This window comes from Patulibacter defluvii (genome assembly GCF_034096925.1).
Classification (GTDB): Bacteria; Actinomycetota; Thermoleophilia; order Solirubrobacterales; family Solirubrobacteraceae; genus Patulibacter; species Patulibacter defluvii.
The window spans coordinates 1-22,597 of sequence record NZ_JAWZSQ010000019.1 but is presented as its reverse complement, the minus strand read 5'-3'; the positions used below and the strand labels follow the sequence as shown (position 1 = coordinate 22,597).

At 75.1% G+C, this 22,597-nt stretch carries 28 protein-coding genes and 1 riboswitch; of the genes, 13 read left to right on the top strand and 15 right to left on the bottom strand.

The annotated features are described in order from the left end of the window. Nucleotides 1-96: 96 nt before the first annotated feature. Together SH587_RS17630 and SH587_RS17625 are read left to right on the top strand one after the other, a co-directional pair. Nucleotides 97-849 carry an HD domain-containing protein gene (locus tag SH587_RS17630; RefSeq protein ID WP_320671958.1) on the top strand — a complete coding sequence of 251 codons (753 nt, stop codon included), beginning with the start codon at nucleotides 97-99 and terminating at the stop codon, nucleotides 847-849. After that, nucleotides 846-2,231, top strand: coding sequence for a flavin monoamine oxidase family protein (locus tag SH587_RS17625; protein WP_320671957.1), 1,386 nt, complete (start codon nucleotides 846-848; stop codon nucleotides 2,229-2,231). Before SH587_RS17630 ends, SH587_RS17625 begins: the two co-directional genes overlap by 4 nt. Here SH587_RS17625 and SH587_RS17620 read toward each other — a convergent pair. Then, complete coding sequence (locus SH587_RS17620) at nucleotides 2,206-2,802, bottom strand: hypothetical protein (RefSeq protein ID WP_320671956.1); 597 nt, start codon at nucleotides 2,800-2,802, stop codon at nucleotides 2,206-2,208. The two genes, SH587_RS17625 and SH587_RS17620, sit on opposite strands and share 26 nt — an antisense overlap. Before the next feature lie 230 nt (nucleotides 2,803-3,032). Between SH587_RS17620 and SH587_RS17615 the strand changes: the two genes are divergently transcribed. Next, a complete protein-coding gene (locus SH587_RS17615) occupies nucleotides 3,033-3,626 on the top strand; it encodes a hypothetical protein (protein WP_320671955.1) in 594 nt (197 codons plus the stop codon). Here SH587_RS17615 and SH587_RS17610 read toward each other — a convergent pair. From SH587_RS17610 to SH587_RS17585, 6 genes are all read right to left on the bottom strand, one after another. Then, nucleotides 3,607-4,398, bottom strand: coding sequence for a hypothetical protein (locus SH587_RS17610; protein ID WP_320671954.1), 792 nt, complete (start codon nucleotides 4,396-4,398; stop codon nucleotides 3,607-3,609). The two genes, SH587_RS17615 and SH587_RS17610, sit on opposite strands and share 20 nt — an antisense overlap. Before the next feature lie 60 nt (nucleotides 4,399-4,458). Continuing rightward, on the bottom strand, nucleotides 4,459-4,896 hold the full coding sequence (locus SH587_RS17605; RefSeq protein ID WP_320671953.1) for a 6,7-dimethyl-8-ribityllumazine synthase: 438 nt from the start codon (nucleotides 4,894-4,896) through the stop codon (nucleotides 4,459-4,461). 53 nt (nucleotides 4,897-4,949) lie between these two features. Next, nucleotides 4,950-5,118, bottom strand: a riboswitch (FMN riboswitch). A gap of 39 nt (nucleotides 5,119-5,157) precedes the next feature. Next, entirely contained in the window at nucleotides 5,158-5,937 is a 780-nt protein-coding gene (locus SH587_RS17600) for a sulfite exporter TauE/SafE family protein (RefSeq protein ID WP_320671952.1), read from the bottom strand. A gap of 118 nt (nucleotides 5,938-6,055) precedes the next feature. Further along, complete coding sequence (locus tag SH587_RS17595) at nucleotides 6,056-6,499, bottom strand: SRPBCC family protein (RefSeq protein ID WP_320671951.1); 444 nt, start codon at nucleotides 6,497-6,499, stop codon at nucleotides 6,056-6,058. Then, entirely contained in the window at nucleotides 6,492-6,863 is a 372-nt protein-coding gene (locus SH587_RS17590; RefSeq protein WP_320671950.1) for an ArsR/SmtB family transcription factor, read from the bottom strand. The genes SH587_RS17595 and SH587_RS17590 overlap by 8 nt, the downstream gene beginning before the upstream one ends. Next, nucleotides 6,860-7,324 carry an SRPBCC domain-containing protein gene (locus SH587_RS17585; protein WP_320671949.1) on the bottom strand — a complete coding sequence of 155 codons (465 nt, stop codon included), beginning with the start codon at nucleotides 7,322-7,324 and terminating at the stop codon, nucleotides 6,860-6,862. Before SH587_RS17585 ends, SH587_RS17590 begins: the two co-directional genes overlap by 4 nt. A 148-nt stretch (nucleotides 7,325-7,472) precedes the next feature. Between SH587_RS17585 and SH587_RS17580 the strand changes: the two genes are divergently transcribed. Both SH587_RS17580 and SH587_RS17575 read left to right on the top strand, forming a co-directional pair. After that, nucleotides 7,473-7,928 carry a pyridoxamine 5'-phosphate oxidase family protein gene (locus SH587_RS17580; RefSeq protein ID WP_320671948.1) on the top strand — a complete coding sequence of 152 codons (456 nt, stop codon included), beginning with the start codon at nucleotides 7,473-7,475 and terminating at the stop codon, nucleotides 7,926-7,928. A gap of 44 nt (nucleotides 7,929-7,972) precedes the next feature. Continuing rightward, nucleotides 7,973-10,348, top strand: a complete 2,376-nt coding sequence (locus tag SH587_RS17575; RefSeq protein ID WP_320671947.1) for an ATP-binding cassette domain-containing protein — start codon at nucleotides 7,973-7,975, stop codon at nucleotides 10,346-10,348. Here the strand turns inward: SH587_RS17575 and SH587_RS17570 are convergent. Further along, nucleotides 10,333-10,956 (bottom strand): class I SAM-dependent methyltransferase, encoded by a 624-nt coding sequence (locus SH587_RS17570; protein WP_320671946.1) that lies wholly within the window; start codon nucleotides 10,954-10,956, stop codon nucleotides 10,333-10,335. The genes SH587_RS17575 and SH587_RS17570 overlap by 16 nt on opposite strands. A 34-nt stretch (nucleotides 10,957-10,990) precedes the next feature. Between SH587_RS17570 and SH587_RS17565 the strand changes: the two genes are divergently transcribed. Both SH587_RS17565 and SH587_RS17560 read left to right on the top strand, forming a co-directional pair. Then, complete coding sequence (locus tag SH587_RS17565; protein WP_320671945.1) at nucleotides 10,991-11,329, top strand: ArsR/SmtB family transcription factor; 339 nt, start codon at nucleotides 10,991-10,993, stop codon at nucleotides 11,327-11,329. After that, nucleotides 11,326-12,081: a cation diffusion facilitator family transporter gene (locus SH587_RS17560; RefSeq protein WP_320671944.1), complete on the top strand. Its 756-nt coding sequence runs from the start codon at nucleotides 11,326-11,328 to the stop codon at nucleotides 12,079-12,081. Before SH587_RS17565 ends, SH587_RS17560 begins: the two co-directional genes overlap by 4 nt. Before the next feature lie 49 nt (nucleotides 12,082-12,130). On the opposite strand, the gene SH587_RS17555 is transcribed toward SH587_RS17560, so the two are convergent. Beyond that, nucleotides 12,131-12,460: a YnfA family protein gene (locus SH587_RS17555; RefSeq protein WP_320671943.1), complete on the bottom strand. Its 330-nt coding sequence runs from the start codon at nucleotides 12,458-12,460 to the stop codon at nucleotides 12,131-12,133. A 13-nt stretch (nucleotides 12,461-12,473) separates the two neighbouring features. Between SH587_RS17555 and SH587_RS17550 the strand changes: the two genes are divergently transcribed. Beyond that, nucleotides 12,474-12,845 carry a VOC family protein gene (locus tag SH587_RS17550; RefSeq protein WP_320671942.1) on the top strand — a complete coding sequence of 124 codons (372 nt, stop codon included), beginning with the start codon at nucleotides 12,474-12,476 and terminating at the stop codon, nucleotides 12,843-12,845. Nucleotides 12,846-12,971: 126 nt separating this feature from the next. On the opposite strand, the gene SH587_RS17545 is transcribed toward SH587_RS17550, so the two are convergent. Both SH587_RS17545 and SH587_RS17540 read right to left on the bottom strand, forming a co-directional pair. Next, entirely contained in the window at nucleotides 12,972-13,547 is a 576-nt protein-coding gene (locus tag SH587_RS17545) for a dihydrofolate reductase family protein (protein ID WP_320671941.1), read from the bottom strand. A 59-nt stretch (nucleotides 13,548-13,606) separates the two neighbouring features. Continuing rightward, nucleotides 13,607-14,911 (bottom strand): MFS transporter, encoded by a 1,305-nt coding sequence (locus SH587_RS17540; RefSeq protein ID WP_320671940.1) that lies wholly within the window; start codon nucleotides 14,909-14,911, stop codon nucleotides 13,607-13,609. 95 nt (nucleotides 14,912-15,006) lie between these two features. On the opposite strand from SH587_RS17540, the gene SH587_RS17535 reads away from it, so the two are divergent. Then, nucleotides 15,007-15,933: a LysR family transcriptional regulator gene (locus SH587_RS17535; RefSeq protein WP_320671939.1), complete on the top strand. Its 927-nt coding sequence runs from the start codon at nucleotides 15,007-15,009 to the stop codon at nucleotides 15,931-15,933. Nucleotides 15,934-15,942: 9 nt separating this feature from the next. On the opposite strand, the gene SH587_RS17530 is transcribed toward SH587_RS17535, so the two are convergent. After that, complete coding sequence (locus SH587_RS17530; RefSeq protein ID WP_320671938.1) at nucleotides 15,943-16,416, bottom strand: GNAT family N-acetyltransferase; 474 nt, start codon at nucleotides 16,414-16,416, stop codon at nucleotides 15,943-15,945. Then, nucleotides 16,413-17,438: a 1-aminocyclopropane-1-carboxylate deaminase/D-cysteine desulfhydrase gene (locus tag SH587_RS17525; RefSeq protein ID WP_320671937.1), complete on the bottom strand. Its 1,026-nt coding sequence runs from the start codon at nucleotides 17,436-17,438 to the stop codon at nucleotides 16,413-16,415. Before SH587_RS17525 ends, SH587_RS17530 begins: the two co-directional genes overlap by 4 nt. 102 nt (nucleotides 17,439-17,540) lie before the next feature. On the opposite strand from SH587_RS17525, the gene SH587_RS17520 reads away from it, so the two are divergent. Continuing rightward, complete coding sequence (locus tag SH587_RS17520; protein WP_320671936.1) at nucleotides 17,541-18,017, top strand: SRPBCC family protein; 477 nt, start codon at nucleotides 17,541-17,543, stop codon at nucleotides 18,015-18,017. On the opposite strand, the gene SH587_RS17515 is transcribed toward SH587_RS17520, so the two are convergent. Next, complete coding sequence (locus SH587_RS17515) at nucleotides 18,002-18,901, bottom strand: LysR family transcriptional regulator (protein ID WP_320671935.1); 900 nt, start codon at nucleotides 18,899-18,901, stop codon at nucleotides 18,002-18,004. The genes SH587_RS17520 and SH587_RS17515 overlap by 16 nt on opposite strands. Before the next feature lie 81 nt (nucleotides 18,902-18,982). Between SH587_RS17515 and SH587_RS17510 the strand changes: the two genes are divergently transcribed. The 3 genes from SH587_RS17510 (at nucleotide 18,983) to SH587_RS17500 (ending at nucleotide 21,304) form a co-directional block, all read left to right on the top strand. Beyond that, nucleotides 18,983-19,318, top strand: a complete 336-nt coding sequence (locus tag SH587_RS17510) for a GNAT family N-acetyltransferase (RefSeq protein ID WP_320671934.1) — start codon at nucleotides 18,983-18,985, stop codon at nucleotides 19,316-19,318. Continuing rightward, nucleotides 19,315-19,845 carry a GNAT family N-acetyltransferase gene (locus SH587_RS17505; protein ID WP_320671933.1) on the top strand — a complete coding sequence of 177 codons (531 nt, stop codon included), beginning with the start codon at nucleotides 19,315-19,317 and terminating at the stop codon, nucleotides 19,843-19,845. The genes SH587_RS17510 and SH587_RS17505 overlap by 4 nt, the downstream gene beginning before the upstream one ends. Nucleotides 19,846-19,924: 79 nt before the next feature. Then, nucleotides 19,925-21,304 carry a class II 3-deoxy-7-phosphoheptulonate synthase gene (locus SH587_RS17500; protein WP_320671932.1) on the top strand — a complete coding sequence of 460 codons (1,380 nt, stop codon included), beginning with the start codon at nucleotides 19,925-19,927 and terminating at the stop codon, nucleotides 21,302-21,304. Here SH587_RS17500 and SH587_RS17495 read toward each other — a convergent pair. Next, the coding region (locus SH587_RS17495; RefSeq protein ID WP_320671931.1) for a pyridoxal phosphate-dependent decarboxylase family protein at nucleotides 21,301-22,597 on the bottom strand (1,297 nt) is incomplete at its 5' end. The two genes, SH587_RS17500 and SH587_RS17495, sit on opposite strands and share 4 nt — an antisense overlap.

Here is a 22,597-nt window from a genome sequence, read left to right as displayed (position 1 = left end):
CCGTTCGCGGCCGATTCCGGAGTTCCGGAAGCGCGCCGTCCCGCGGCTGCGGATCTCGCCGAGACGCGCCGCGCCCCGCCGCCCAGGATCCGCGGCATGCCCTCGACCACCCCCACGGCTCGCGCCCAGCTGGCCTTCGCCGCGGCCGCCGTCCGGGCCCAGCTGCGGCAGCTGCCGGCCGCCACTCGCGCCCACCTGCGGGCCCGCCACGGCGCCGATCCGGCCTCGGTCACGCTGGCCGACCCGCCCGACGGCGCGCTGGCCCGCACCGCCCTCGAGCTGGCCCGCGACAGCTCGGCCTCCTGGCTGCTCCACCACAGCCTCCGCTGCTGGCTGTGGGCCGACCTGCTCGCCACCACCACCCGCGAACGCGTCGGCTACGACCCAGAGCTGCTCTACGTCGCCTGCGTGCTCCACGACATCGGGCTCTCCGACGACCACCGCCCGACCGGCCACGCCGCCTGCTTCGCCGTCCACGGCGGCGAGGTCGCCCGGGCGACGGCGCTGGCCGCCGGCGCCGAGGCCGCGTTCGCCCAGCGGATCGCCGACGCGATCGCCGCGCACATGAACGTCCGGGTGCCGCTGGCCACGGGTCCGGAGGCCCACCTGCTGCACGCCGCGGCCCACCTCGACGTCGCCGGCACCCGCGCCGACCAGCTCGACGGCGCCCAGATCCTCGCCGTCCTGCGACGGCACCCGCGCGGCGACTTCGCGCTCCGCTTCGCCGACGCCATGCGCCGCGAGGCGGTCGAGCGACCGGGCTCGCGGGCCGCGGTGCTCTGGCGATCGGGGATGCGGATCGCGATCGCCGCCAATCCCCTCGACCGCTACCGAGACGAGACGCGATGACGACCCCCGCCCCCGAGCCTCCGACCGTCGACGCCGTGGTCGTCGGCGGCGGTCTCTCCGGCCTGACCTGCGCGCTGCGCCTGCAGCAGGCCAGCCGCTCCGTAGTCCTGCTCGAGGCCCGCGACCGCGTCGGCGGCCGGACCCTGAACGCGCCGATCGGCGATGGCCAGATCGTCGAGGTGGGCGGCCAGTGGGCCGGCCCGGCCCACCAGCACGTCGTCGCGCTGGCCGCCGAGGTCGGGATCCGCACCTTCCCCACCCACATCGAGGGCCGGCACCTGTACGCGATCGGCGACCGGGTCAGCGCCTACCGCGGCCACGTCCCCCGGAGGACCCCGATCGGGTTGGTCGACTACCGGCTGGCGCAGGCGCGGCTGGAACGGCTGGCCGCCACCATCGACCTCGCCGCGCCCCAGGACCACCCCCGCGCCGACGCCTGGGACCGCCAGACCGCGCAGACCTGGATCGACCGTCGGATGCGGACCCGCTCCGGCCGCGAGCTGATGCGGCTGGCCGTCAACGCCGTGCTCGCGGCCGAGCCGCGGGAGATGTCGCTGCTGCACTGGCTCTACTACCTGAAGGTCGGGCGCGGGCTGAACGCGCTGATCCGGACCCGCGGCGGCTACCAGCAGGACCGCTTCGTCGGCGGATCGCAGGAGATCGCCGAGCGGGTCGCCGCGCTGCTCGGCGACGCCGTCGTCCGCGCCTCCCCCGTGCGCCGGATCGAGCAGCGCCCGGACGGCGTGCTCGTGACCGGCGATCGCCGGACGGTGCGGGCGGGACGGGTCGTCGTCGCCGTGCCGCCGGCGGTGACCGGCGCGATCGAGTTCGAGCCCGACCTGCCCGGCGGCCGCTACCAGCTGGGCCACCGGATGCACCACGGCGCGGTCACGAAGGTCAACCTCGTCTACTCGCGGCCGTTCTGGCGCGACGCCGGGCTCTCGGGCCACGCCCTGCTGCCGGGCGGCCCGGTGAAGATGACCTTCGACAACTCGCCGCCCGGCGACGGCCGCGGGGTGCTGCTGGCGTTCCTGCTCGCCGACGACGCCCGCCGGCTGCAGGCGGTTCCCGCGGCGGAGCGCCAGGCGCGGGTGATCGAGCAGCTGACCCGCCTCTTCGGACCCGACGCCGGCCGCCCGGACCAGTACCACGAGCATTCGTGGACCGATGAGCGCTGGAGCCACGGCTGCTACTGCGGCTTCTTCCCGCCCGGCGGCTGGACCACCTTCGGCGCGATATTGCGGCAGCCGGCCGGCGCGATCCACTGGGCGGCGGCGGAGACCGCCACCGACGGGTTCGGCTCGATGGACGGCGCGGTCCTCGCGGGCGAGCGCGCCGCCCGCGAGGTCCTCTCCCCTACGCCGTCTTCGGCACGCAGGTGACGTAGGCCCGCAGCACGCGGGTCAGGCCGTTCTCGAGGTTGCGGCCGAGGACCCGCCAGCCGGTCGCGCCGTTGGGGTCGGGCACGGCCGGATCGGGCATCGAGCCGGAGATCAGCAGGTGCAGCGCGCTCGGCTGGTTGTTGTCCTGGAAGTTGGGGATGATCCAGGCCCCGCCGCCGCCGATCGCCTTCTCGTTCGGCCCGCACGAGGCGGTGACGTCGGCCGGGGTGCCGCCGGTCGAGCCGACGATCGGCGCGCTCTCCTTGAACACCATCCGGACCGTGTTGGCCAGGAACGCGGTCTGGTCGCGTCCGTTGAGCTTCTTGGCGTCGTCGGCCGCGGCGGCGGTGGCGGCGCGCTCGGCGCTGCGGGCGAGCGTGACCGGCCCCAGCTTCAGCTCGTCGATCTGGGCGCCGGTCAGCGAGTTGGGCTTGATCCGGTTGGCCGGGATGCTGCCGCGCTTGATCGACGAGCCCTTGACCGCGGCCTGCCCGGTGGCGGCGCCGAGCGTCAGGGACAGCGAGGCGGCGGCGGCGATCGCGGTGATCCGGTGGAGGTTGGTGCGAGACATCGGGGGGTCCTTTCGGGAGCCGGGCGGAGCGGTGTCGATCGGGCGTCCGCCCGGCCTCGCCGAACGCCCGCCGAGAGCGTCGCGCCCGGCGGATGAAGCGCAGATGAACCGCCGGCGCTGCCGCGTCCTTCATCGCCGCTTCATCCGTCGCCGACGACGCTGCCGGCGGACGCTCCAGCGCGGCCGGGAGGGCGTCCCGACGAGACCCCCCGGCCGCAGGAGGCCCCCTGATGTCGAATGTCCTCTCCCGGATCGGCCGCGGTTGGACCGCGCTGCTGATCGCCGTCGTCGCCCTGACCGTGGTCGCGGGCGGCGCCACCGCCGCCAGCCGCTACGTCATCACCAAGCCGTCGCAGATCAAGCCTGCCGTCCGCAAGGCGCTGGCCGGCAAGACCGGCCGCACCGGCGCCACCGGCCCCGCCGGTCCGATCGGTCCGTCGAATGCCTTCGTCGTCGAGAGCGACGCGATCGTCGCCGGCCCGATCAACGGCAGCCAGCGGATCCTGGCGATCCAGGACCTGCCGGCCGGCGACTACCTGATCACGGCCAAGGTCGACGTCACGCGATCGGCGCCGAACGGCATCCACGTCGCCTCCTGCGTGCTGAACGCCGGCGGCGAGACCGACGTCGCCAACGGCCTCGCGCCGGACGCGACGGGCGTCGGCGTCACGCTCGCGACCGAGGTCGCGCGCACCTTCACCGCGGCCGGCAGCGCCAGCGTCAGCTGCTCGATGACGGGCGCGAGCTGGAACGGCTCGCACGCCCGGATGACCGCCCTGAAGGTCGGGGCCGTGACCCCCGCCCCTAGCGCACCCGGACCGTGAACCGTCCCCCGAGCTGCTGGTCGCCGGCGTGGACGGTGACCCGGTAGCGCCCGGGCTTCAACCGCCGGGTCGAGACGCTGCCGCGGCCGTCCTTGCCGCTGAGCTTGGTGCTCAGCGTGCGCGAGGCGGGACCGCGGAAGCGGACCTTCGCCCGCCCGCTGACGTTGCAGCGCAGCTGCAGCTTGCGGCCGCGGCGGACGGTCGACGGGACCGCCCGGCAGGACGGCTGGCGGACGGCGACCGGCAGCTGGTACGAGGCGACGTCGTCGATCACGTAGCGCTGGTAGGCGCAGAGCAGCACCCGCCGGACGCCGCGGCGGACGCTGAACGGGGCCGAGTCGGTCCCCCAGTCGACGTCGAGCGACGCCGGGTCGCGCTGGATCTCCTGCTCGCCGCCCATCACCCAGCCGCTGGAGCCGGCGGTCGCGTTGACGGCGACGTTGATCGACTTCTGCAGCTGCGGGCCGTACCACGGCTCGCACTCGGCGTCGGCCTCGGCGTCCTGGACGTAGAGCCAGAGCCCGTAGCCCGAGAGGAAGGTGTCGTTGGCGTCCTTCCAGTGGGCGTGCCCGGAGAGCTTGACCCGGGCGATCGTGCCGGCGACGAGCGGCTCGTCGACGGTGATCTTCAGCGTGTTCCCCGGATAGGCCTCGGCGGTCAGGGCCCGCGGCTCGGTCGCGGCGGAGGCCGGTCCCGCGCCGGTCGCCGCCGTCGCCACGCCGATCCCCGCCAGGACGACCGTCCAGGCGCGCCGCACACGCATCGAACGCATGTCCGGCAGCCTATCCCCCGCCCCCGGGCCGCGTCGCGGTTCCGGGGACGGGGTGGCGGGTCAGACCGCGGGCAGGCGGACGGTCGCGTCGACCGCCGCGGCCAGCTCGCGGCCCTTGGTCTCGAAGTGGCGGCGGAAGTAGCCGGTGTGCTCGTCGTGCTCGTGGAAGTGGTGCGGGGTCAGCACGGCCGAGAAGACCGGCACGTCGGTCTCCAGCTGGATGCGCATCAGCCCGTCGACCACCGACGAGGCGACGAAGTCGTGGCGGTAGATGCCGCCGTCGACGACCAGCGCGACGGCGGCCACGCCGGCGTACCGCCCGGAGACGGCGCGACGGCGGACCTGGAGCGGGATCTCGAACGCGCCGGGCACCGCCACGACGTCGATCTCGAAGCCGCGCTGCTCCAACTCGGCGGCGGCGGTGGTGACGGCGACGTCGACGATGTCGGCGTGCCAGCGGGCCGCGACGATCGCGATCCGGGAAGCGGTGGGTGACATGGGGTTCTCCTTGCTCGTGTCACCCAGGGCGTGACGACGCGCACGGCGGCCCGTCGCGCTCTCTTCCGTCCGGACTGTGACCGTCGGCTCCGGAATCGCACCGGATCTGCTGACCCACCGCGACCCGACGGACCGCGATGGCGCTCGCGGGCTCGACCGCCCCGGATCCGCCGGGACGACCTCACCGCCGGTGGGGAGTTCCACCCCGCCCTGAGAACGTGGGCGAAGGGTATCGGGCGTTGGGCGAGGCCCGTGCCCCGCTCACCCGTGCAGCGCCAGGTAGGGCGCGAGCGCGAGCAGGACCAGGATCAGCCCCTGCTCCAGCCGCCGGGTCGGCAGCGTGCGGGCGATCTTCCAGCCGATCAGCACGCCGCCCAGCTCGGGCACGCCGACGAGCGCGGCCAGCGGCCAGTCGACGGCGCCCTGGACCACGTAGCCGATCGTCCCGACGCCGGCGATCACCACCGACTGGGCCTGGGCGGCGGCCAGCGCCGACAGCAGCGGGACGCCGATCGCGACCAGCAGCGGCACGGCCAGCATCGGCCCACCGAGGCCGAGCAGGCCGCTGACCACGGCGACCGCGAGCCCGATCGCCGCCAGCAGCGGCAGCGGGTGGCGCGGATGGTGCTCGACCGGCGCCGCCGAACGGCGATCGCGGCGGCGGCGGGACCAGACGAACCCGGCGACGAGCACGGCGAAGGCGCCGAGCAGGATCCCGAACAGCCGCCCGGAGACCTGCGCGTTGACGAGCACCCCGAGCGGCGTGGCGACGACCGCGGCCGCGGCCAGGATCAGCGCGCTGCGACGGGCCGGCGGCTGGCGCAGCTGCCCGGAGCGGCGGTAGGCGGCGGTCCCCAGGGCCCCGGTCGCCACGTGGGTGACGATCGCGGTCCCGGCGACCGTCGCCGGCGGCAGCCCGGTGAAGGCGACGAGGCCGATCGTGGCCAGCACCCCGCCCGGTCCGACGGCGGTGATCCCGATCCCGGCGGCGAGCCCGCAGAGGGCGAGCGCGATCAGTTCCGGCGCGCCGAGCGCGGCCATCGGCGGAGCCCTTTCGTCGCTGGCGACCAGTGCCTGCCCAGCGCCCCGAAAAGCGGCGCTGTGCAGGCAGAAGTCTACGGACTGGCGGTCGCCGGCGCGGTCTCCCGCCGGCCCCGGATCAGGGCCAGTTGCTGATCTGGACGTCGCGCGGGAAGGCGGCGCCGGTGCCGGTCTCGACCAGCTGCTTCATGCTCATCAGGTAGGTCGCCCACTTGGTGCTGCAGTGGGAGAGGAACTCGTTGGCGTCGCTCCAGCCCTCGTGCTTGAAGCGGACGATCGTGTACTCGTCCTCGCGGTCGAGGTCGAAGTGGACGTGGGTCCCGATCCACTCGTCGGGGCCGCGGGTCACCTCCCACTCGATCCGCTCGTTGGGGCGCTGGTCGAGGACCTTCATGTCGAACCCGCCGGCGTCGCCGAAGCGGAACCGGATCGTGCCGCCGGGCTCCGCCTGGCCCTGGGTGTCGCTGGTCCACCAGGCGGCGAGCCCGTCGATGGTGGCCAGCGCGTCGTAGACCTGCTCGCGGCTGGCCGTGGCCCCGATCCGGTGCTGGATGTCAGGCATGGTCTGCTCCTTCGTCGTGGTCGTCGTTGTCGGAGGTGGTGCGCTCGATCGCCTCGGCGATCGCCTTGATCCGCTGCAGCCGGGCGTCCCAGGCGGCGCCGACCGCGGACAGCTGGGCGACGGCCCGCGAGAGCTGGTCGTCGTCGACCCGGTAGCGCCGCTCGCGCCCGACCGCCGCCGCGTGGACGAGGCCGGCGCGGTCGAGCACGCCGAGGTGCTTGGCCACCGCCTGGCGGGTGACCGGCAGCCGGTCGCTGAGGCTGGTGGCGGTGCCGCCGCCGTCGCGCAGCAGCTGGTCGAGCATCCGCCGCCGGGTCGGGTCGCCGACCGCCGACCACAGCTCGTCGTCGATCGCGGCGCTCATGCCGTCGTCACCACCCGGGTCGCGCGCTCGGCGATCCGTGGCAGGAAGCGGTCCCAGCCGATCGCGTGCTGCTGGTAGGTCTCCTCCAGCAGGGCGATCTCCCAGTCGCGCTCGCGGTAGCCGGTCTCGGCGAACCGCAACCGGGTGCCGCCGTCGACCGGCTCGAGGTCGAAGGTGACGAGCAGCGAGTTGGCCGCCGACGCCGCCTCCCCCGCGGCCTGGGTCCAGCGGAAGGCGAACCGTCGCGGCGGGTCGACCTCGACGACCGTGATCGGCACCGTCGAGACCTCGCCCGACGCCGCGTCGGTCCAGGCCAGCGCCCCGGTCGACCCCGGCTCGGGCGTGATCGTCGTCTCGGCGCCCCACCAGCCGCGGATGTGCTCCGGCTGCGAGATCACCGCGAAGACCACCTCCGGCGACGCCGCGATCCGCAGCTCCCGTTCGATCGTTCCCCGGTCCATGTCGATGCCCGCTCCCTTATTCGCAACGTTTGGTTGCGCATCAAGGTAGCGGGTCGGGGCAGGGAGTGCAACCAAAAGTTGCGTGTTGGCGACCGGCGGTCAGGAATCGAGAAGCGCCGGCGGGCGGCCGTGGCTAGCGTGCGGTCCCATGACCGGCGCCCTCCCCCGCTCCCGCGCCCAGCGCCGCCGCGACAGCGAGCGACGGCTGGCCGACGACGTCGACCTGTGGCTGGCCAGCGCGTCGGCCGACGGCCAGCCGTACCTGGTGCCGCTGTCGTTCGACTGGGACGGCGAGACGCTGCTGCTGGCGACCCCCGCCGACAGCCCGACCGGCCGCAACCTGGCCGCCGCCGGCCGCGCCCGGCTGGGCCTCGGACCGACCCGCGACGTGACGATGATCGACGGCGACGTCGAGACGCTGCCGCTCGACGCGCTGCCGGCCGCCCGCGGCGACCGCTTCGCGGCCCGCACCGGCTTCGATCCCCGTACGCTGGCCACGCCGTACCGCTGGTTCCGCGTCACCCCGCGCCGGATCCAGGCCTGGCGCGAGGTGAACGAGCTGGCCGACCGCGAGCTGCTGCGCGACGGCCGCTGGCTGGCCTGACCCGACCCTTCCCCGCGTCCCGCCGAGACCGCACCGGAGACCCGATGAGCAAGGCCCCCGCCCCGCACGCCGCCGACAGCCACGACCTGATCCGCGTCCAGGGCGCACGCGAGAACAACCTCAAGGACGTCAGCGTCGAGCTGCCCAAGCGGCGGCTGACCGCCTTCACCGGGGTCTCCGGATCCGGCAAGAGCTCGCTCGTCTTCGGCACGGTCGCCGCCGAGTCGCAGCGGATGATCAACGAGACCTACAGCGCCTTCGTCCAGGGCTTCATGCCGTCGCTGGCCCGTCCCGACGTCGACCTGCTGGAGGGGCTGACGACGGCGATCGTCGTCGATCAGGAGCGGCTGGGCGCGAACCCGCGCTCGACCGTCGGCACCGTGACCGACGCCAACGCGATGCTGCGGATGCTGTTCAGCCGCCTCGGCGATCCCCACATCGGCTCGTCGCAGGCCTTCTCGTTCAACGTCCCGACCCGCACCGCCAGTGGGGCGATGTCGGTCGACAAGGGCCCCGGCGAGCGGGTCGTCGTCCGCAAGCGGGTCTACCTGGGCGGCATGTGCCCGCGCTGCGAGGGGATGGGCCGGATCTCGGACATCGACCTGACCGCGCTCTACGACGAGTCGAAGTCGCTCAACGAGGGCGCGCTGACCGTGCCCGGCTACAGCATGGACGGCTGGCAGGGCCGGCTCTTCCGCGGCTCGGGGCTCGACCTCGACAAGCCGATCGCGAAGTACACGAAGAAGGAGCGGGAGATCCTGCTCCACAGCGAGCCGATCAAGATCAAGGTCGAGGGGGTCAACCTCACCTACGAGGGCGTGATCCCCAAGATCCAGAAGTCGATGCTGTCGAAGGACCGCGAGGCGCTGCAGCCGCACGTCCGCAAGTTCGTCGACCGCGCGGTCGCCTTCACCACCTGCCCCGACTGCGACGGCACCCGCCTGAGCGAGTCGGCGCGCTCGTCGAAGGTCGGCGGGGCCAACATCGCCGAGCTCTGCGCGATGCAGATCAGCGACCTGGCCGAGTGGATCCGGGCGCTCGACGAGCCGTCGGCCGCGCCGCTGCTGGGTGGGCTCCAGCACCTGCTCGACTCGTTCACCGCGATCGGCCTCGGCTACCTGAGCCTCGACCGGCCGTCGGGCACGCTCTCCGGCGGCGAGGCCCAGCGGGTGAAGATGATCCGCCACCTGGGGTCGTCGCTGACCGATACCACCTACGTCTTCGACGAGCCGACGATCGGGCTCCACCCGCACGACATCGAGCGGATGAACGAGCTGCTGCTGCGGCTGCGCGACAAGGGCAACACGGTGCTGGTGGTCGAGCACAAGCCGGAGGCGATCGCGATCGCCGACCACGTCGTCGACCTCGGTCCCGGGGCCGGCGCGGCCGGCGGCGAGGTGGTCTTCGAGGGCACCGTCGACGGGTTGCGGGCCAGCGGCACCCTGACCGGGCGTCACCTCGACGACCGCGCGACGCTGAAGGACCAGGTCCGGACCGCGACCGAGCAGCTGGAGATCCGCGGCGCCAGCACCCACAACCTGCAGGACGTCGACGTCGACGTGCCGCTGGGGGTGCTGTGCGTGGTGACCGGGGTCGCCGGATCGGGCAAGAGCTCGCTGATCCATGGATCGGTCGCCGGCCGCGACGGCGTGGTGGCGGTCGACCAGGGCGCGATCAAGGGCTCGCGGCGCAGCAACCCCGCCACCTACACCGGGCTGCTGGAGCCGATCCGGAAGGCGTTCGCGAAGGCCAACGGGGTCAAGCCGGCGCTCTTCAGCGCCAACTCCGAGGGCGCCTGCCCGACCTGCAAGGGCGCCGGGGTGATCGTCACCGAGCTCGGCTTCATGGACACCGTCTCGACCCCCTGCGAGGACTGCGAGGGCAAGCGCTTCCAGGCCGAGGTGCTGGAGTACCGGTTCGGCGGCAAGGACATCGCCGAGGTGCTGGCGATGCCGGTCGACGAGGCGGTCGCGTTCTTCGCCGAGGGCGACGGCAAGCTGGCCGCGGCGCACAAGATCGTCCGCCGCCTGGCCGACGTCGGGCTCGGCTACGTCGGGCTCGGGCAGCCGCTGAACACGCTCTCCGGCGGCGAGCGGCAGCGGCTGAAGCTGGCCGTCCACATGGCCGAGAAGGGCGGGATCTACGTCCTCGACGAGCCGACCACCGGCCTCCACCTGGCCGACGTCGAGCAGCTGCTGGGCCTGCTCGACGGGCTGGTCGACGACGGCAAGTCGGTGATCGTGATCGAGCACCACCAGGCGGTGATGGCCCACGCCGACTGGATCATCGACCTCGGGCCCGGCGCCGGCCACGACGGCGGACGGGTGGTCTTCGAGGGCACCCCGGCCGACCTCGTCGGCGACTGGAAGAGGCACGGCTCGCTGACCGGCGAGCACCTGGCCGCCTACGTCGGCGGCTGAGGCAGATCGGCCACCAGCAGGTGGCTGGAGCCGTCGGCCGCCGAGTCGACCGCGACCCGCGCGAAGCCGGCCTCGCGCAGGGCCGCGGCCAGCTCGGCGGGCGGGCGGACGGTGAAGAGGGCGCGGTCGACCTGGTCCATCACCGGGCCGTCGCGGATCCCGATCACCAGCCGCCCGCCGGGCGCCAGCACCCGCCGCAGCTCGGCCAGCGCGGCGGGCAGGTCGGGCCAGAAGTAGACGGTGTTGACGGTCAGGATCCGGTCGACGGCGCCGTCGGCCAGCGGCAGCGGGTCGACCTGCCCCGTGCGCAGGTCGAGCCGGCCGCCGGCGACCGCGTCGGGGTGGCGCCGGCGGGCCGCGGCGACCATCTCCGGCGCGCGGTCGATCGCGACCACGTGGGCGGCCCGCGCCAGCAGCGTCGGCAGCGTGACGCCGCCGCCGAAGCCGAGGTCGAGCACCCGCGAGTCGGCCGCCAGCTCCAGCCGCTCGATCGCGCGCTGGTTGAGGCCGCGGTTGCCGCGGTTCATCAGCGCGGCCACGATCCGCCCGGCCGGGCCCGCGGGGTGCGCCAGCTGGCGGGATACGGCGGCGCGGACGAGCGAGAGCATGGCAATCACTCTAACGCACGTTAGACTGTTCGTCGTGGACCACTGCGATCTGCTCTGCCTCGACCTGGAGACCGCCGAGGGCCTGCGGCGGCGGCTCGACCCGGCGCGGACGGCCGCCCGCGCCGAGCGGCTGAAGCTGCTCGGCGACCCGACGCGGCTGCTGATCGCGGAGGCGCTGGCCGAGGCCGAGCTGTGCGGCTGCGACCTGGGCTGGATCACCGGCCAGAGCGACAAGACCGTCTCGCACCACCTCAAGCGGCTGCGCCAGGCGGGCCTGGTCGAGAGCCGCCGCGAAGGCCGGATCGTGTTCGCGTCGCTGACCCCGGCGGGGCGAGCGCTGCTGGCGGCGGTCGCCGAGGTGCCGCTGCCGTGAGCCGGCCGGTCGAGCTGCCGCTGACGTTCGTCACGGCCCCGGTCGCCGGTCCGGTCGCGGTCGACTCGGGCTGGCTGCGAGCGGCCCGGCGAGCCCGGCAGCTGTCGTGGTTCTCGCTGCTGTGGATGGGAATGGAGGGCGTGGTCGGGCTGCTGGCCGGCGCCCAGGCGGACTCGCTCTCGCTGCTGGTCTGGGGCGCGTCGTCGTTCGTCGAGGGGCTGGCGTCGGTGACGATCATCTGGCGCTTCAGCGGCCGGCGGACCTTCTCCCCCACCAGCGAGCGGACGGCCCAGCGGTGGGTGGCCGGCAGCTTCCTGCTGCTGGTGCCGTACTTCCTCTACGAGGCGTTCGCCAAGCTGCTGGGCGGCGGACCGGCGCACGCCAGCACGGTCGGGATCGCGGTCACCGCGACCGCCGTCGTGCTGATGCCGCTGCTCGGCCGGGCGAAGCTGCGGCTGGCGGTGCGGCTGGACTCGGACGCGACGGCCGGCGAGGGCGTCCAGAACCTGCTCTGCGCCGCCCAGGCCGCGGCGGCGCTGGTGGCGCTGATCGGCGCCGGGGCCGGGCTGGCGTTCGTCGACCCGATCGCGGCGGTGGTGATCTCGGCGATCGCGGTCCGGGAGTGCGTCGGGCTCTGGCGCGGGACGCCCGACGGCTGCTGCGCCGCGACGTCCGCGGAGCGTGGGGCGAACGTCGCACCCCGCGACGGCGCCACTGCCCCATGCGACGTTCACCGTCACGGGCGGGGCTGAACGTCGCACCCCCGGACGGCGGCGCCGCGCCGTGCGACGTTCGCCCCCTCTAGGTCCGTGGCGCGTACATGATCAGGCCGACGCCGGCCAAGCAGACCAGGGCCCCGGCGACGTCCCAGCGGTCGGGCCGGTAGCCGTCCGCGACCATCCCCCAGACCAGCGATCCGGCCACGAAGACCCCGCCGTAGGCGGCCAGGATCCGGCCGAACTCGGCGTCGGGCTGGAGGGTCGCGACGAAGCCGTAGAGCCCGAGCGCGATCACGCCCGCGCCGACCCAGATCAGGCCGCGGTGCTCGCGCACGCCCTGCCAGACGAGCCAGGCACCGCCGATCTCGAGCAGCGCGGCGAGGACGAAGAGGGCGATCGAGCGGCCGGTCACCGTCGGGATCGTAGTGCCGGCTGGTGGCGCCGCCGCGGCTAGGATCGGTCCGTGGAGATCGACCTCTTCGCCTGCGTCGACGTGCGCGACTTCGCGGCCCTGGTACGAGCGGCTGCTCGGTCGCGAGCCGGCCTTCCTCGCCCACGCGACCGAGGCGGTCTGGGAGCTGGCCGAGCACCGCTACCTGGCGGTCGCCGAGGAGCCGGAGCACGCCGGCCACGGGCGGCCGACGGTCTTCGTCGGCGACCTCGACGGGCTGCTGGCCGGGATCGCCGAGCGCGGCCTGGAGCCGAGCACCACCGAGACCTACGCCAACGGCGTTCGGAAGGCGATCTTCCGCGACCCCGACGGCAACCAGATCGGCTTCGGCGGCGGCCCGGGCTAGCGGGGCGGGGCGGGCCGGGGCGGGGCGAACGTCGCACGGCGGCCGTCCGTCCGCCGGCGTGTCACGTTGACCCCTGCCGGTGACGGCGAACGTCGCACGGCTGGCGCCCCGCGCCCGCGGGCCGGGCTAGCGCACCACGTCGTAGATCAGCTTCTGGATCCCGTTCGGATAGGACTCGCTCTCGACCAGGTTCAGCATCTGCTTGTCCTTGTCGCTGTCGCTGAACAGCCGCTTGCCGGCCCCGAGCAGGGTCGGGAAGACGAGCAGGTGGTAGCGGTCGATCAGGGCGGCGTCGGCGAGGTTGCGGTTGAGCGTCGCGCTGCCGTGGATCGAGATCGGCCCGCCCTCGGTCCGCTTCAGCGCCGCGACGTCGTCGAGCGAGCGGAGGATCGTGATCTCGCCCCAGTTCTCGACCAGGTCGTCCTCCTGGAGGGTGGTCGAGACCACGTACTTCGGCATCGCGTTGTAGCGCGGGAACTCCTCGGTCATCGTCGGCCAGACCGGAGCGAACGCCTCGTAGCTGACGCGGCCGATCAGCATCGCGCCGGCCTCCTCCTGCTCACGGCCCTTCAGCTCGTAGGCCTCGGGCCGGAACTCGATGTCCTGGAAGGTCCAGCCGGCGTTGCGGTAGCCCGGCTCCCCGCCGGGCGCCTCGACGACGCCGTCGAGGGACATGAACGAGGTGGCGATCAGGGGGCGCATGGCGGTGGTGCTCCGGGTCGGTGAGGTGGGAAGTCGCGCTTCCCGCGCGCCGCACCCTGTCACAGCGGGCGGGTCGTGCGGAAGCGCTTCGCGGACCAAGACCGCGGGCGGCGGCGGAACTCATCGGTCCCGCGCAGCAGCAGCGGCGTCAGCCACAGCAGCAGGCCCGCCGCCGCGATCGCCGCCCGCAGGCCGACCAGCCCGGCCAGCAGGCCCCAGAGGGCGGTCAGGACGGCGACCGTCGCGTTGCTGGTGGTCGACCAGGCGGCGAGCACGCGGGCCACGCGGCCGTCGTCGACCGCGGCCAGGCGGTGGGCGGCCAGGACCGAGCTGAAGAGGCCGGCGCAGGTGACCAGGCCCAGCTGGACGGCGAGCACCAGCAGCAGGCCGCCCGGCCCGGGGACGACCGCGGCCAGGCCGACCGACCAGAAGGCCCGCCAGGTGCCCGTGCGCCGCAGCACCGTCGCCGTGCCCCAGCGCGCGACCAGCCACGGCGCGAGCCGCGACCCGACCAGCCCGCCGACGCAGGGCGCGCCGAAGGCCAGCGCGTACTGCCAGGGGGCGAACCCGAGCCGCCCCAGCATCAGCACCGCCACCAGCGGCTGAACGGCCAGGATCAGGCCGTTGACGAGGACCGTGTTCAGCAGCAGCGCCCGCAGCGGTGGCCGCCGCAGCAGGAACCGCCAGCCCTCGACCAGCTCGGCCGGCCGCGGGCGCCCGGTCGCGCCGCTCGCGGCGGTCGTCGGCGGGGCCGGCTCTCCGCCCGGGATCGCCCGCAGCGCCGCCGCCGAGAGCAGGTGGCTGACCGCGTTGGCCAGGATCGTCGCCGCCGGCCCCAGCAGCGCGATCGCCGCCCCGCCGAGCGGCGGCCCGACCATCGTCGCCGTCCAGCTCGTCGCCTCCAGCCGGCCGGTCGCGCGGACCAGTTGCGGGGCCGGCACCAGCGCCTTCAGGCAGGCGCCGCTCGCCGCCCGGAAGGCGATGTCGCTCGCCCCCACCACGACCGCCACCGCCACCAGCTGGACCATCGTCAGCCGCCCGAGGGCGACGGCCAGCGGCACCGTCGCCAGGGCCGCGAACCGCAGCAGGTCCATCGCCACCATCACCCGCCGCTTCGGTCGCCGCTCGACCCACGGTCCCAGCGGCACCGCCACCACCGCCGCGACCGCCAGGCCCGCCGCCGCCAGCCCCGAGACCGCCGCCGGGCCCGCGTCGAGCACCAGCACCGCGATCAGGGCGAAGGCGTCGAAGGCCAGCCAGGTGCCGATCGTGCTGACCGCGAAGGCCGCCCACAGCCAGCCGAACGCCGGCCCCAGCGGCGGGGCGGCCGCGCCGCTGCTCCTGCTGTCGATCCACAACCGCACGTTGAACGGTCGCCATCGAATCGCCCCAGCACCGGCGATCCAAGCAACGATCGGCGTCGGCGCACAACGTCTGGTTGTGCACCTAGGCTGCTTCAGTGGACCTGGAGGCCGTCCGGACCGTCGTCGCCGTCGCCGAGAGCGGCCAGTTCCAGCGCGCCGCCGCGGCGCTCTCGCTGACCCAGCAGGCGGTCTCGAAGCGGATCCTCGGGCTCGAGCGCGAGCTCGGCGTGACCCTCTTCCGGCGGACCCCGCAGGGGGCCGTGCCGACGATCGACGGCCAGGCCTTCCTGCCCCACGCCCGCGAGCTGCTGCGGGCCGCCGACCGCGCGCTCGCCGCGGTCCGTCCCGACCGCCGGCCGCTGCGGGTCGACGTCGTCGGGCGGCGGGCCGGCGCCGGGGTGCTGCTGCACGACTTCCACCGCGCGCGGCCGGAGCTGGCGCTCGACGTGGTCGCCCTGATCGCGATCGACGAGGCGCTGACCGCCGTCCGCGACGGCACGATCGACGCCAGCTTCCGGGCCGTGATCGACCCCGCGGCGCTGCCCGCCGACCTGGCGGCGAGCGCCGCCCTCGACGAGCCGCTGGAGCTGCTGACCGGCCCCCGCCACGCGCTCGCCGACGCCGAGGCCGTGACCCCGCACGACCTCCGCGGCCACCGGATCTGGATCCCCGGGATCGTGCCCGGCAGCGAGTGGGGCGCCTACTACGACGCGCTCGGCCAGGCGTTCGGGCTGACGATCGACGGCCTCGGCCCGAACTTCGGCACCGAGCCGCTGCTCGACGCCCTCGCCGACGCGCCCGAGCTGGCGACCCTCGTCGGCCCGCGCTCGCGGCTGCTGTGGCCGGCCGGCCACGACCTGCGCCGGATCCCCGTCCGCAACCCGATGCCGGTCTACCCGCACGCGCTGGTGCGGCGGCGCGACAACCGCCACCCCGGCCTCGACGCGCTGCGCCGCTTCCTGGACGGCGCCCGCGAGCCGCCCCCGGCCGGCGGCGTCTGGCGGCCGGCGGGCTGGGCCTGACGACCGCCGCTACAGCTCGCGCTCGTAGACGAACATCAGCGGGCCGTCCGGCCCGCCCTCGCGACAGCGGAACCCGAGCCGCTCGTAGAGCCGGCGGGCCGCGACGTCGTCCTCGCTGGTGCCGAGGTCGACGTGGTCGGCCCCGCGCGCCCGCGCCCGTTCGAGCGCCGCCTCCATCAGCGCCTGGCCGCGGCCGCCGCCTCGCCGCTCCGGCACCACGTACAGCTCGGCGACGTAGCACTCCTGGGCCGGGCTCCAGATCGACGAGCGGAAGCGGAGCACCACCAGCCCCTCGGGATCGCCGCCGGGGCCGTCGAGCAGCAGCACGTCGGTCGTCCCCTCCGCCAGCAGCTCGCGGATCCGCGCCGCCAGGGTCGGCGGGTCGGGGGTCGGCTCGTCGTACTCGCGGTTGAAGGCGTGGAGCAGCCGGCCGACGGCGTCGGCGTCCCGCTCGTCGGCCAGCCGAACCCCGAACCCGGTCATCGGACGGCGTCCGGTCGCGGCCCGTTGGTGTCGAGGAAGAGCACCGGACCCTCCCCCAGCCGGCCGCTCGCGCGCATGTCGAGCAGCGCCGCCAGCGCCTTGCCGGTGTAGACCGGGTCGAGCGCCAGCCCCTCGCGCTCGCCGGCCAACCGCACCGCCCGGTCGCCCTCCGCGGTCGCGTGGCCGTAGCCGTCCCCCAGCCACTCGCGGACCAGCAGCAGGCCGTCGTCGGCGACCGGGTCGGGGTCGGGGTCGAGGTCGGCCCCGCGGCGGCGCAGCAGCGTCGCCGTCCGCCGGGCCAGGCCCAGCACCGCCCGCTCGTCGAGCCGCAGCTGGTCGTTGACCACCACCCCGACCACTCGCGTCCGCAGGCCGGCGGCGCGCAGCCCGACCACCAGCCCGGCCGCCGTCCCGCCCGATCCGACCGCCGTCACCAGGTGGGCCGGTTCCGGCAGCGCGCCGGCCGCCACCTGCGCCGCCAGCTCGAAGGCGGCGTCGACGTAGCCGAGCGCCCCGACCGGCGACGAGCCGCCCGGCGGCAGCAGGTACGGCGGCCGTCCGCCGCCGGCGTGGCGGGCCAGCAGCGCCGGCAGCCGCAGCAGCACGCCGCGCTTGTCGCGCACGCGGTGGAGCGTCGCCCCCGACCGCTCCAGTCGTCCCAGCTGGGCCCGCACGTGGTCGTCGATCGGCTGGTCGACCAGCACCAGCGCGGTCCGCAGGCCCTGATCGCGAGCGTAGAGCGCCGTCGCCAGCCCCCAGTTCGTGCCCAGCCCGCCGAAGGTCAGGATCGTCCGCCGGCCGCGGCGGCGGGCGTCGGGCAGCAGCCACTCCAGCTTGCGGACCTTGTTGCCGCCCCAGCCGCCGTCGCCGAACGCGCCGTCGTCCTTCAGCCACAGCTCCGGCCCCGGACCGTCCTCCAGCGCCGTCAGCCGCCGGACCGGCGACGGCCGCTCGCCGAGCGCGACGTGCGGCAGGCCGCCGCGGAGGGCGGGGAACCGGGCGTGCAGGTGGGGCTCGGTCATCGCGCCAGTCTCGCGCACCGCCGGCGGGCTCGTTGCGGACCGCCGCCGAGCCCGCGATGATGCCGCCCTGACACGACGTCAAGCGACCAAGGACCCGCCCCGATGGCCTACACCCTCGCCCCGACCGACGAGACGTTCCTCGCCTCGGCCCCCAAGCGCTTCCAGGAGACCTTCGCGATCGCGCGCCCGGCGAGCGAGGTCTGGAACGACCTGACGAAGGACGGCACGCTCGACTGGTGCCGCGCGCTCAGCGGCCTGACCTGGACCTCGCCGCGGCCGTTCGGGGTCGGGACCACCCGCCAGGTGAAGGTCCTCCGCGGGCTGCTGGCGCTCGACGAGCGCTACGTCGTCTGGGAGGAGGGCCGCCGCAAGGCGTTCGTCGGCGTGCGGGCGAACCTGCCGCTGATCAAGCGGATCGCCGAGGACTACGTGGTCGAGCCGGACGGCGAGGGCGCCTGCCGCTTCACCTGGACCGTCGCCGTCGAGCCGACCGCGGTCGGCCGTCCCGGCGGACCGCTCAACGCCGCGATCTTCGCCTCGCTCTTCAAGGACACCCGCCGCCACTACGGCGTCGGCTGAGGCTCGGGCGCCGCCCGCCGCACGTGCTCGACGAAGGCCCGCGCCGCCGGTGACAGGTGGCGGCGCTCGGGCCAGAGCAGGCAGACCGGCAGCCGCAGCGGCGGGTCGATGCTGGCCGCCACCACCGGCGGGCCGTCGCGCTCGGCCAGCGAGCGCGGCAGGATCGCCGTCCCGAAGCCGACGGCGGCCAGGCAGCGGAGGAAGAACGGATCGCCGCTCTCGAGCGTGATCCGCAGCGGGGCGCCGGCGGTCGCCTCCTCCAACGCCCGGCGGACGGCCGAGTCGGCGCGCGGGGTGATCAGCGGCCGGTCGGCCAGCTCGGCCAGCGGCACCGCGCGGTCGGGGTCGCGGTCGGGGTCGCCGCCGCCGGGCGGGAAGACGGCCACCAGCTCCTCCTCGCTCAGCGGGGCGCTGGTGATCCCGTCGGGCAGCGGGCCGGCGACCAGCGCGAAGGCGGCGTCGACCTCGCCCTCGGCCAGGTGCCGCAGCATGTCGCCGGCGGTGCCCTCGCGGACCACCATGTCGATCCCGGGATGGGCGCCGCTGAAGCCGGTCAGCAGCCGCGGGACGTCGAGCTCGCCGGCCGGCAGCATCGCCCCGATCGTCAGCCGGCCGCGGATCAGGCCCTGGAGGGCGTCGATCTCCGCCCGGCCGGCCTCGACCTCGTCGAGCACGCGGCGGGCGCGGGCGGCCAGCGCCGCCCCCGCCTCGGTCGGCACCACGCTGCGGCTGGTGCGGGCGAAGAGCGGGGCGCCCAGCTCGGCCTCCAGCCGCCGGATCTGGTGCGAGAGCGCCGACTGGGCGACGTGCAGCTCCTCCGCCGCGCGGGTGAAGTGGCGGTGGCGGGCGACCGCCTCCAGGTAGCGCAGCTGGCGCAGCTCCACGGTCGACCGATCGTAGTTCGAGATCGATCCGGTGACAACTAGATCTTGCTTCGATCGAAGTCGCGGCCCATCATCGACTCCATGCTCCGCCTCCGCCGCACGCCGTCCGCCGCGCCGCCGATCGGCCAGCCGGTCGTGCTGCGGCGCGACCGTCCCGGCGACGTCGACGCCCTCCAGCGGCTGGCCGAGCGCGACGCCCGCTGGCCGCCGCCCGGGCCGCTGCTGGTCGCCGAGCGCGAGGGCCGGATCGAGGCCGCGCTCTCGCTGACCAGCGGCGAGGCGATCGCCGACCCCTTCCAGCCGACCGGCCCGCTGGTCGAGCTGCTGCGCTGCCACGCCGCGGGCCAGCGCCGTGCGCGGCCCGTCGCCCCGGCCGCCCCCGCCGCCTGCGGCCGACCGGGCCTGGGGACCACGTGAGCCCCGCCGTCCACGTCCGCCGCCAGCCGCGGCCCGGCGACCTCGACGCGATCGTCGCCCACCACGAGCGGGCCTACGTCGCCGAGCACGGCGTCGACCGGGTCTTCGTCGAGCGGGTGGCCGAGGCGGTCGAGCGGGCCCGCGCCGACGGCTTCCCGCGGGCGACCGAGGGCCTCTGGATCGTCGAGCGCGACGGCCGCCACGCCGGCAGCGTCGCCGTCACCGACGAGGGCGACGGGCTGGCGATGCTGCGCTGGGTGCTGCTCGACCCGGCCGTCCGCGGCGACGGGCTCGGCCGGCGTCTGATCGGCGAGGCGGTCGCCGCCGGCCGCGCGGCCGGCCAGCGGCGGATCGCGCTCGAGACCTTCGGCGCCCTGACCACCGCCGGAGCGATCTACCGCGGGCTCGGCTTCGCCGTCGTGCGGTCGACCACCGGCCCCCGCTGGGGCCTGCCGTCGGTCACCTACCAGCGCTACGAGCTGGACCTGGCCGCGGCCCCCGTCGCCGCCGGCCACGGGCCCGGCTGAGCGCCGCCCGCGACCGCCGGAACCGGACGATCGGCCGTCGGCACGGTGCATCGAGGCGGCGACCCATAGGCTGTCGCTCGTGAACTGGACGATCGACATCCCGGCGGACTCGCTGCCCGATCTGCCACCGCTGCCGCCGGCGCTGCGGACCGCGCTCGACGAGGCCCTCGCGCGGCCCGCGCTGCAGCAACCCGCCTGGCCCGATCCCGGGTACACGGAGAAGGTCCGGCGGCTGCTGGAGGCGGTCCCGCCGGTGACCGTCACCGCCGAGGTCGACCGGCTCCAGGAGCGGCTCGGCGCCGTCGCCCGCGGCGAGGCGTTCCTGCTCCAGGGCGGCGACTGCGCCGAGACCTTCGTCGACAACACCGAGGCCCACCTGCGCGGCACGATCCGGACGCTGCTGCAGATGGCGGTCGTCCTGACCTACGGCACCTCGATGCCGGTCGTCAAGCTGGCCCGGATCGCCGGCCAGTACGCCAAGCCGCGCAGCTCCGACGTCGACGCGCTCGGGCTGCCCTCGTACCGCGGCGACATGGTCAACGCGCTCGAGCCGACCGCCGACGGCCGCCGTCCCGACCCGGTCCGGATGCTGCGGGCCTACGCCAACGCCTCGGCGGCGATGAACCTGACCCGCGCGATCACCGGCGCCGGCTACTCGGACCTGCACCACGTGCACGAGTGGAACATGGACTTCGTGGCCCAGTCGCGGGCCGGCGTCCGCTACGAGCGGGTGGCGCAGGAGATCGACCGCAGCCTCCGTTTCATGGACGCCTGCGGGGTCGACGACAGCTCGCTCAAGAGCACCGAGCTGTACGCCAGCCACGAGCTGCTGGTGCTCGACTACGAGCGGGCGCTGCTGCGGCTGGAGGGCGACCGGCTCTACAACCTCTCCGCCCACCAGCAGTGGATCGGCGAGCGGACCCGCCAGATCGACGGCGCCCACGTCGCCTTCGCCGCCCTCACCGCCAACCCAACCGGCGTCAAGCTGGGGCCGAAGACCAGCCCCGACGACGCCGTCGCGCTGCTGCGGGCGCTCGACCCGAACAAGGTCGACGGCCGCGTCTGCCTCGTCGCGCGGATGGGCAACGACAAGGTCCGCGACGCGCTGCCGCCGATCGTCGAGGCGGTCCGCGACTCCGGCCACACGGTGGTCTGGCAGTGCGACCCGATGCACGGCAACACCGAGGAGTCGCCGACCGGCCACAAGACCCGCCACTTCGACCGCGTGGTCGACGAGGTCAAGGGCTTCTTCGAGGTCCACCGGGCGCTCGGTACCCACCCCGGCGGGATCCACGTCGAGCACACCGGCGAGGACGTCACCGAGTGCCTCGGCGGCGCCCAGGAGATCTCGCACGAGCAGCTCGGCTCGCGCTACGAGACCGCCTGCGACCCGCGGCTCAACACCCAGCAGTCGCTCGAGCTGTCGTTCCTGGCCGCCGAGATGCTGCAGGCGAACTAGTCGCGGGCGGCATCGGCCACCAGCGCCACCAGCGCCCGCACGTCGGCCTCGGTCGCGTGCGGGTTGAGCAGCGTCAGCTTCAGCCAGCGGCGGCCGGGACCGGCACCGGGGATCTCGGTCCGGCCGATCACCGCCCGGCCCTCGCGCAGCAGCCGCCGGCGGACCGTCGCGCAGCGCTCGTCGCGGGCGACCGGATCGGCGATCGCCGGCCGCAGCAGCACCGTCGAGAGGGTCGGAGGCGCCCGCACCTCCAGCCCCGCCTCGCTCGCGACCTCGGCGGCGACGGCGGCCAGCTCGTGGCAGCGCTCGACCAGCCGCCCGAGCCCGTCGCGGCCGAGCGCCCGCAGCGTCACCAGCAGCTTGAAGGCGTCCGGCCGGCGGGTGGTCCGCAGCGAGCGGCCGAGCCGGTCCTCGTAGCCGGCGGCGGTGTCGTCGAGCGCGTTCAGGTACGCCACCTGGCGGTCGAGCGGGGCCATCGCCGCGCGGTCGCGGACCAGCAGCACGCCGGCCGCGACCGGCTGCCAGCCGAGCTTGTGGGCGTCGAGCGAGAGCGAGTCGGCGGCGGCGATCCCGTCCAGCAGCGGCGCCAGCCGCGGCGAGAAGAGCGCCCCGCCGCCGTAGGCCGCGTCGACGTGCAGCCAGGCGCCGTGGGCGGCTGCGACCCGCGCGATCGCGGCCAGCGGGTCGATCGCGCCGAGGTCGGTGGTGCCGGCGGTCGCCACCACCGCCCAGGCGGCCTCGGGCTCGGCGGCCAGGAGCCGCTCCAGCCCGTCGACCGGCAGCCGGCCGTCGGCCCCGACCGCGACCGTCGCGACCGCGTCCTCGCCGATCCCCAGCACCTGCGCGGCCCGCTGGACCGAGAAGTGGGCCAGCTCCGAGCAGGCGATCCGCAGCGGCCGCGGGGCGGCGTGCTCGCGAGCCAGCAGCAGCGCGGTCAGCGTCGAGGCGGTGCCGCCGGTGGTCATCGTGCCGCCGGCGCGGTCGCGGTCGAAGCCGACCAGCGTCGCCAGCGCGGCGATCAGCTCGTCCTCGACGGCCAGCGAGGAGGGGCCCTGGTCCCACGAGTCGAGCGACGGGTTGAGGACCGACACCGCCAGATCGGCGGCGACCGCGACCGCCAGCGGCGGGCAGTGCAGGTGGGCGGCGCAGCGCGGATCGGCCGGGTCGCTGTGGCCGGCGGCCAGCAGCTCGGCCAGCTCGCCGAGCGCGCGCTCGGCACCGATCCCGGTCGCGGGCAGCGGCCCGTCGGCGCCCGACCAGGCGGCCAGTGCGGCGGCGGGCGCGCCCGGCGGC

Coding starts and splice junctions, on each gene's coding strand:
- SH587_RS17630 (WP_320671958.1), top strand. CDS start 97: ATGCCCTCGACCACCCCCACGGCTCGCGCCCAGCTGGCCTTCGCCGCG.
- SH587_RS17625 (WP_320671957.1), top strand. CDS start 846: ATGACGACCCCCGCCCCCGAGCCTCCGACCGTCGACGCCGTGGTCGTC.
- SH587_RS17620 (WP_320671956.1), bottom strand. CDS start 2,802: ATGTCTCGCACCAACCTCCACCGGATCACCGCGATCGCCGCCGCCGCC.
- SH587_RS17615 (WP_320671955.1), top strand. CDS start 3,033: ATGTCGAATGTCCTCTCCCGGATCGGCCGCGGTTGGACCGCGCTGCTG.
- SH587_RS17610 (WP_320671954.1), bottom strand. CDS start 4,398: ATGCGTTCGATGCGTGTGCGGCGCGCCTGGACGGTCGTCCTGGCGGGG.
- SH587_RS17605 (WP_320671953.1), bottom strand. CDS start 4,896: ATGTCACCCACCGCTTCCCGGATCGCGATCGTCGCGGCCCGCTGGCAC.
- SH587_RS17600 (WP_320671952.1), bottom strand. CDS start 5,937: ATGGCCGCGCTCGGCGCGCCGGAACTGATCGCGCTCGCCCTCTGCGGG.
- SH587_RS17595 (WP_320671951.1), bottom strand. CDS start 6,499: ATGCCTGACATCCAGCACCGGATCGGGGCCACGGCCAGCCGCGAGCAG.
- SH587_RS17590 (WP_320671950.1), bottom strand. CDS start 6,863: ATGAGCGCCGCGATCGACGACGAGCTGTGGTCGGCGGTCGGCGACCCG.
- SH587_RS17585 (WP_320671949.1), bottom strand. CDS start 7,324: ATGGACCGGGGAACGATCGAACGGGAGCTGCGGATCGCGGCGTCGCCG.
- SH587_RS17580 (WP_320671948.1), top strand. CDS start 7,473: ATGACCGGCGCCCTCCCCCGCTCCCGCGCCCAGCGCCGCCGCGACAGC.
- SH587_RS17575 (WP_320671947.1), top strand. CDS start 7,973: ATGAGCAAGGCCCCCGCCCCGCACGCCGCCGACAGCCACGACCTGATC.
- SH587_RS17570 (WP_320671946.1), bottom strand. CDS start 10,956: ATGCTCTCGCTCGTCCGCGCCGCCGTATCCCGCCAGCTGGCGCACCCC.
- SH587_RS17545 (WP_320671941.1), bottom strand. CDS start 13,547: ATGCGCCCCCTGATCGCCACCTCGTTCATGTCCCTCGACGGCGTCGTC.
- SH587_RS17530 (WP_320671938.1), bottom strand. CDS start 16,416: ATGACCGGGTTCGGGGTTCGGCTGGCCGACGAGCGGGACGCCGACGCC.
- SH587_RS17525 (WP_320671937.1), bottom strand. CDS start 17,438: ATGACCGAGCCCCACCTGCACGCCCGGTTCCCCGCCCTCCGCGGCGGC.
- SH587_RS17520 (WP_320671936.1), top strand. CDS start 17,541: ATGGCCTACACCCTCGCCCCGACCGACGAGACGTTCCTCGCCTCGGCC.
- SH587_RS17510 (WP_320671934.1), top strand. CDS start 18,983: ATGCTCCGCCTCCGCCGCACGCCGTCCGCCGCGCCGCCGATCGGCCAG.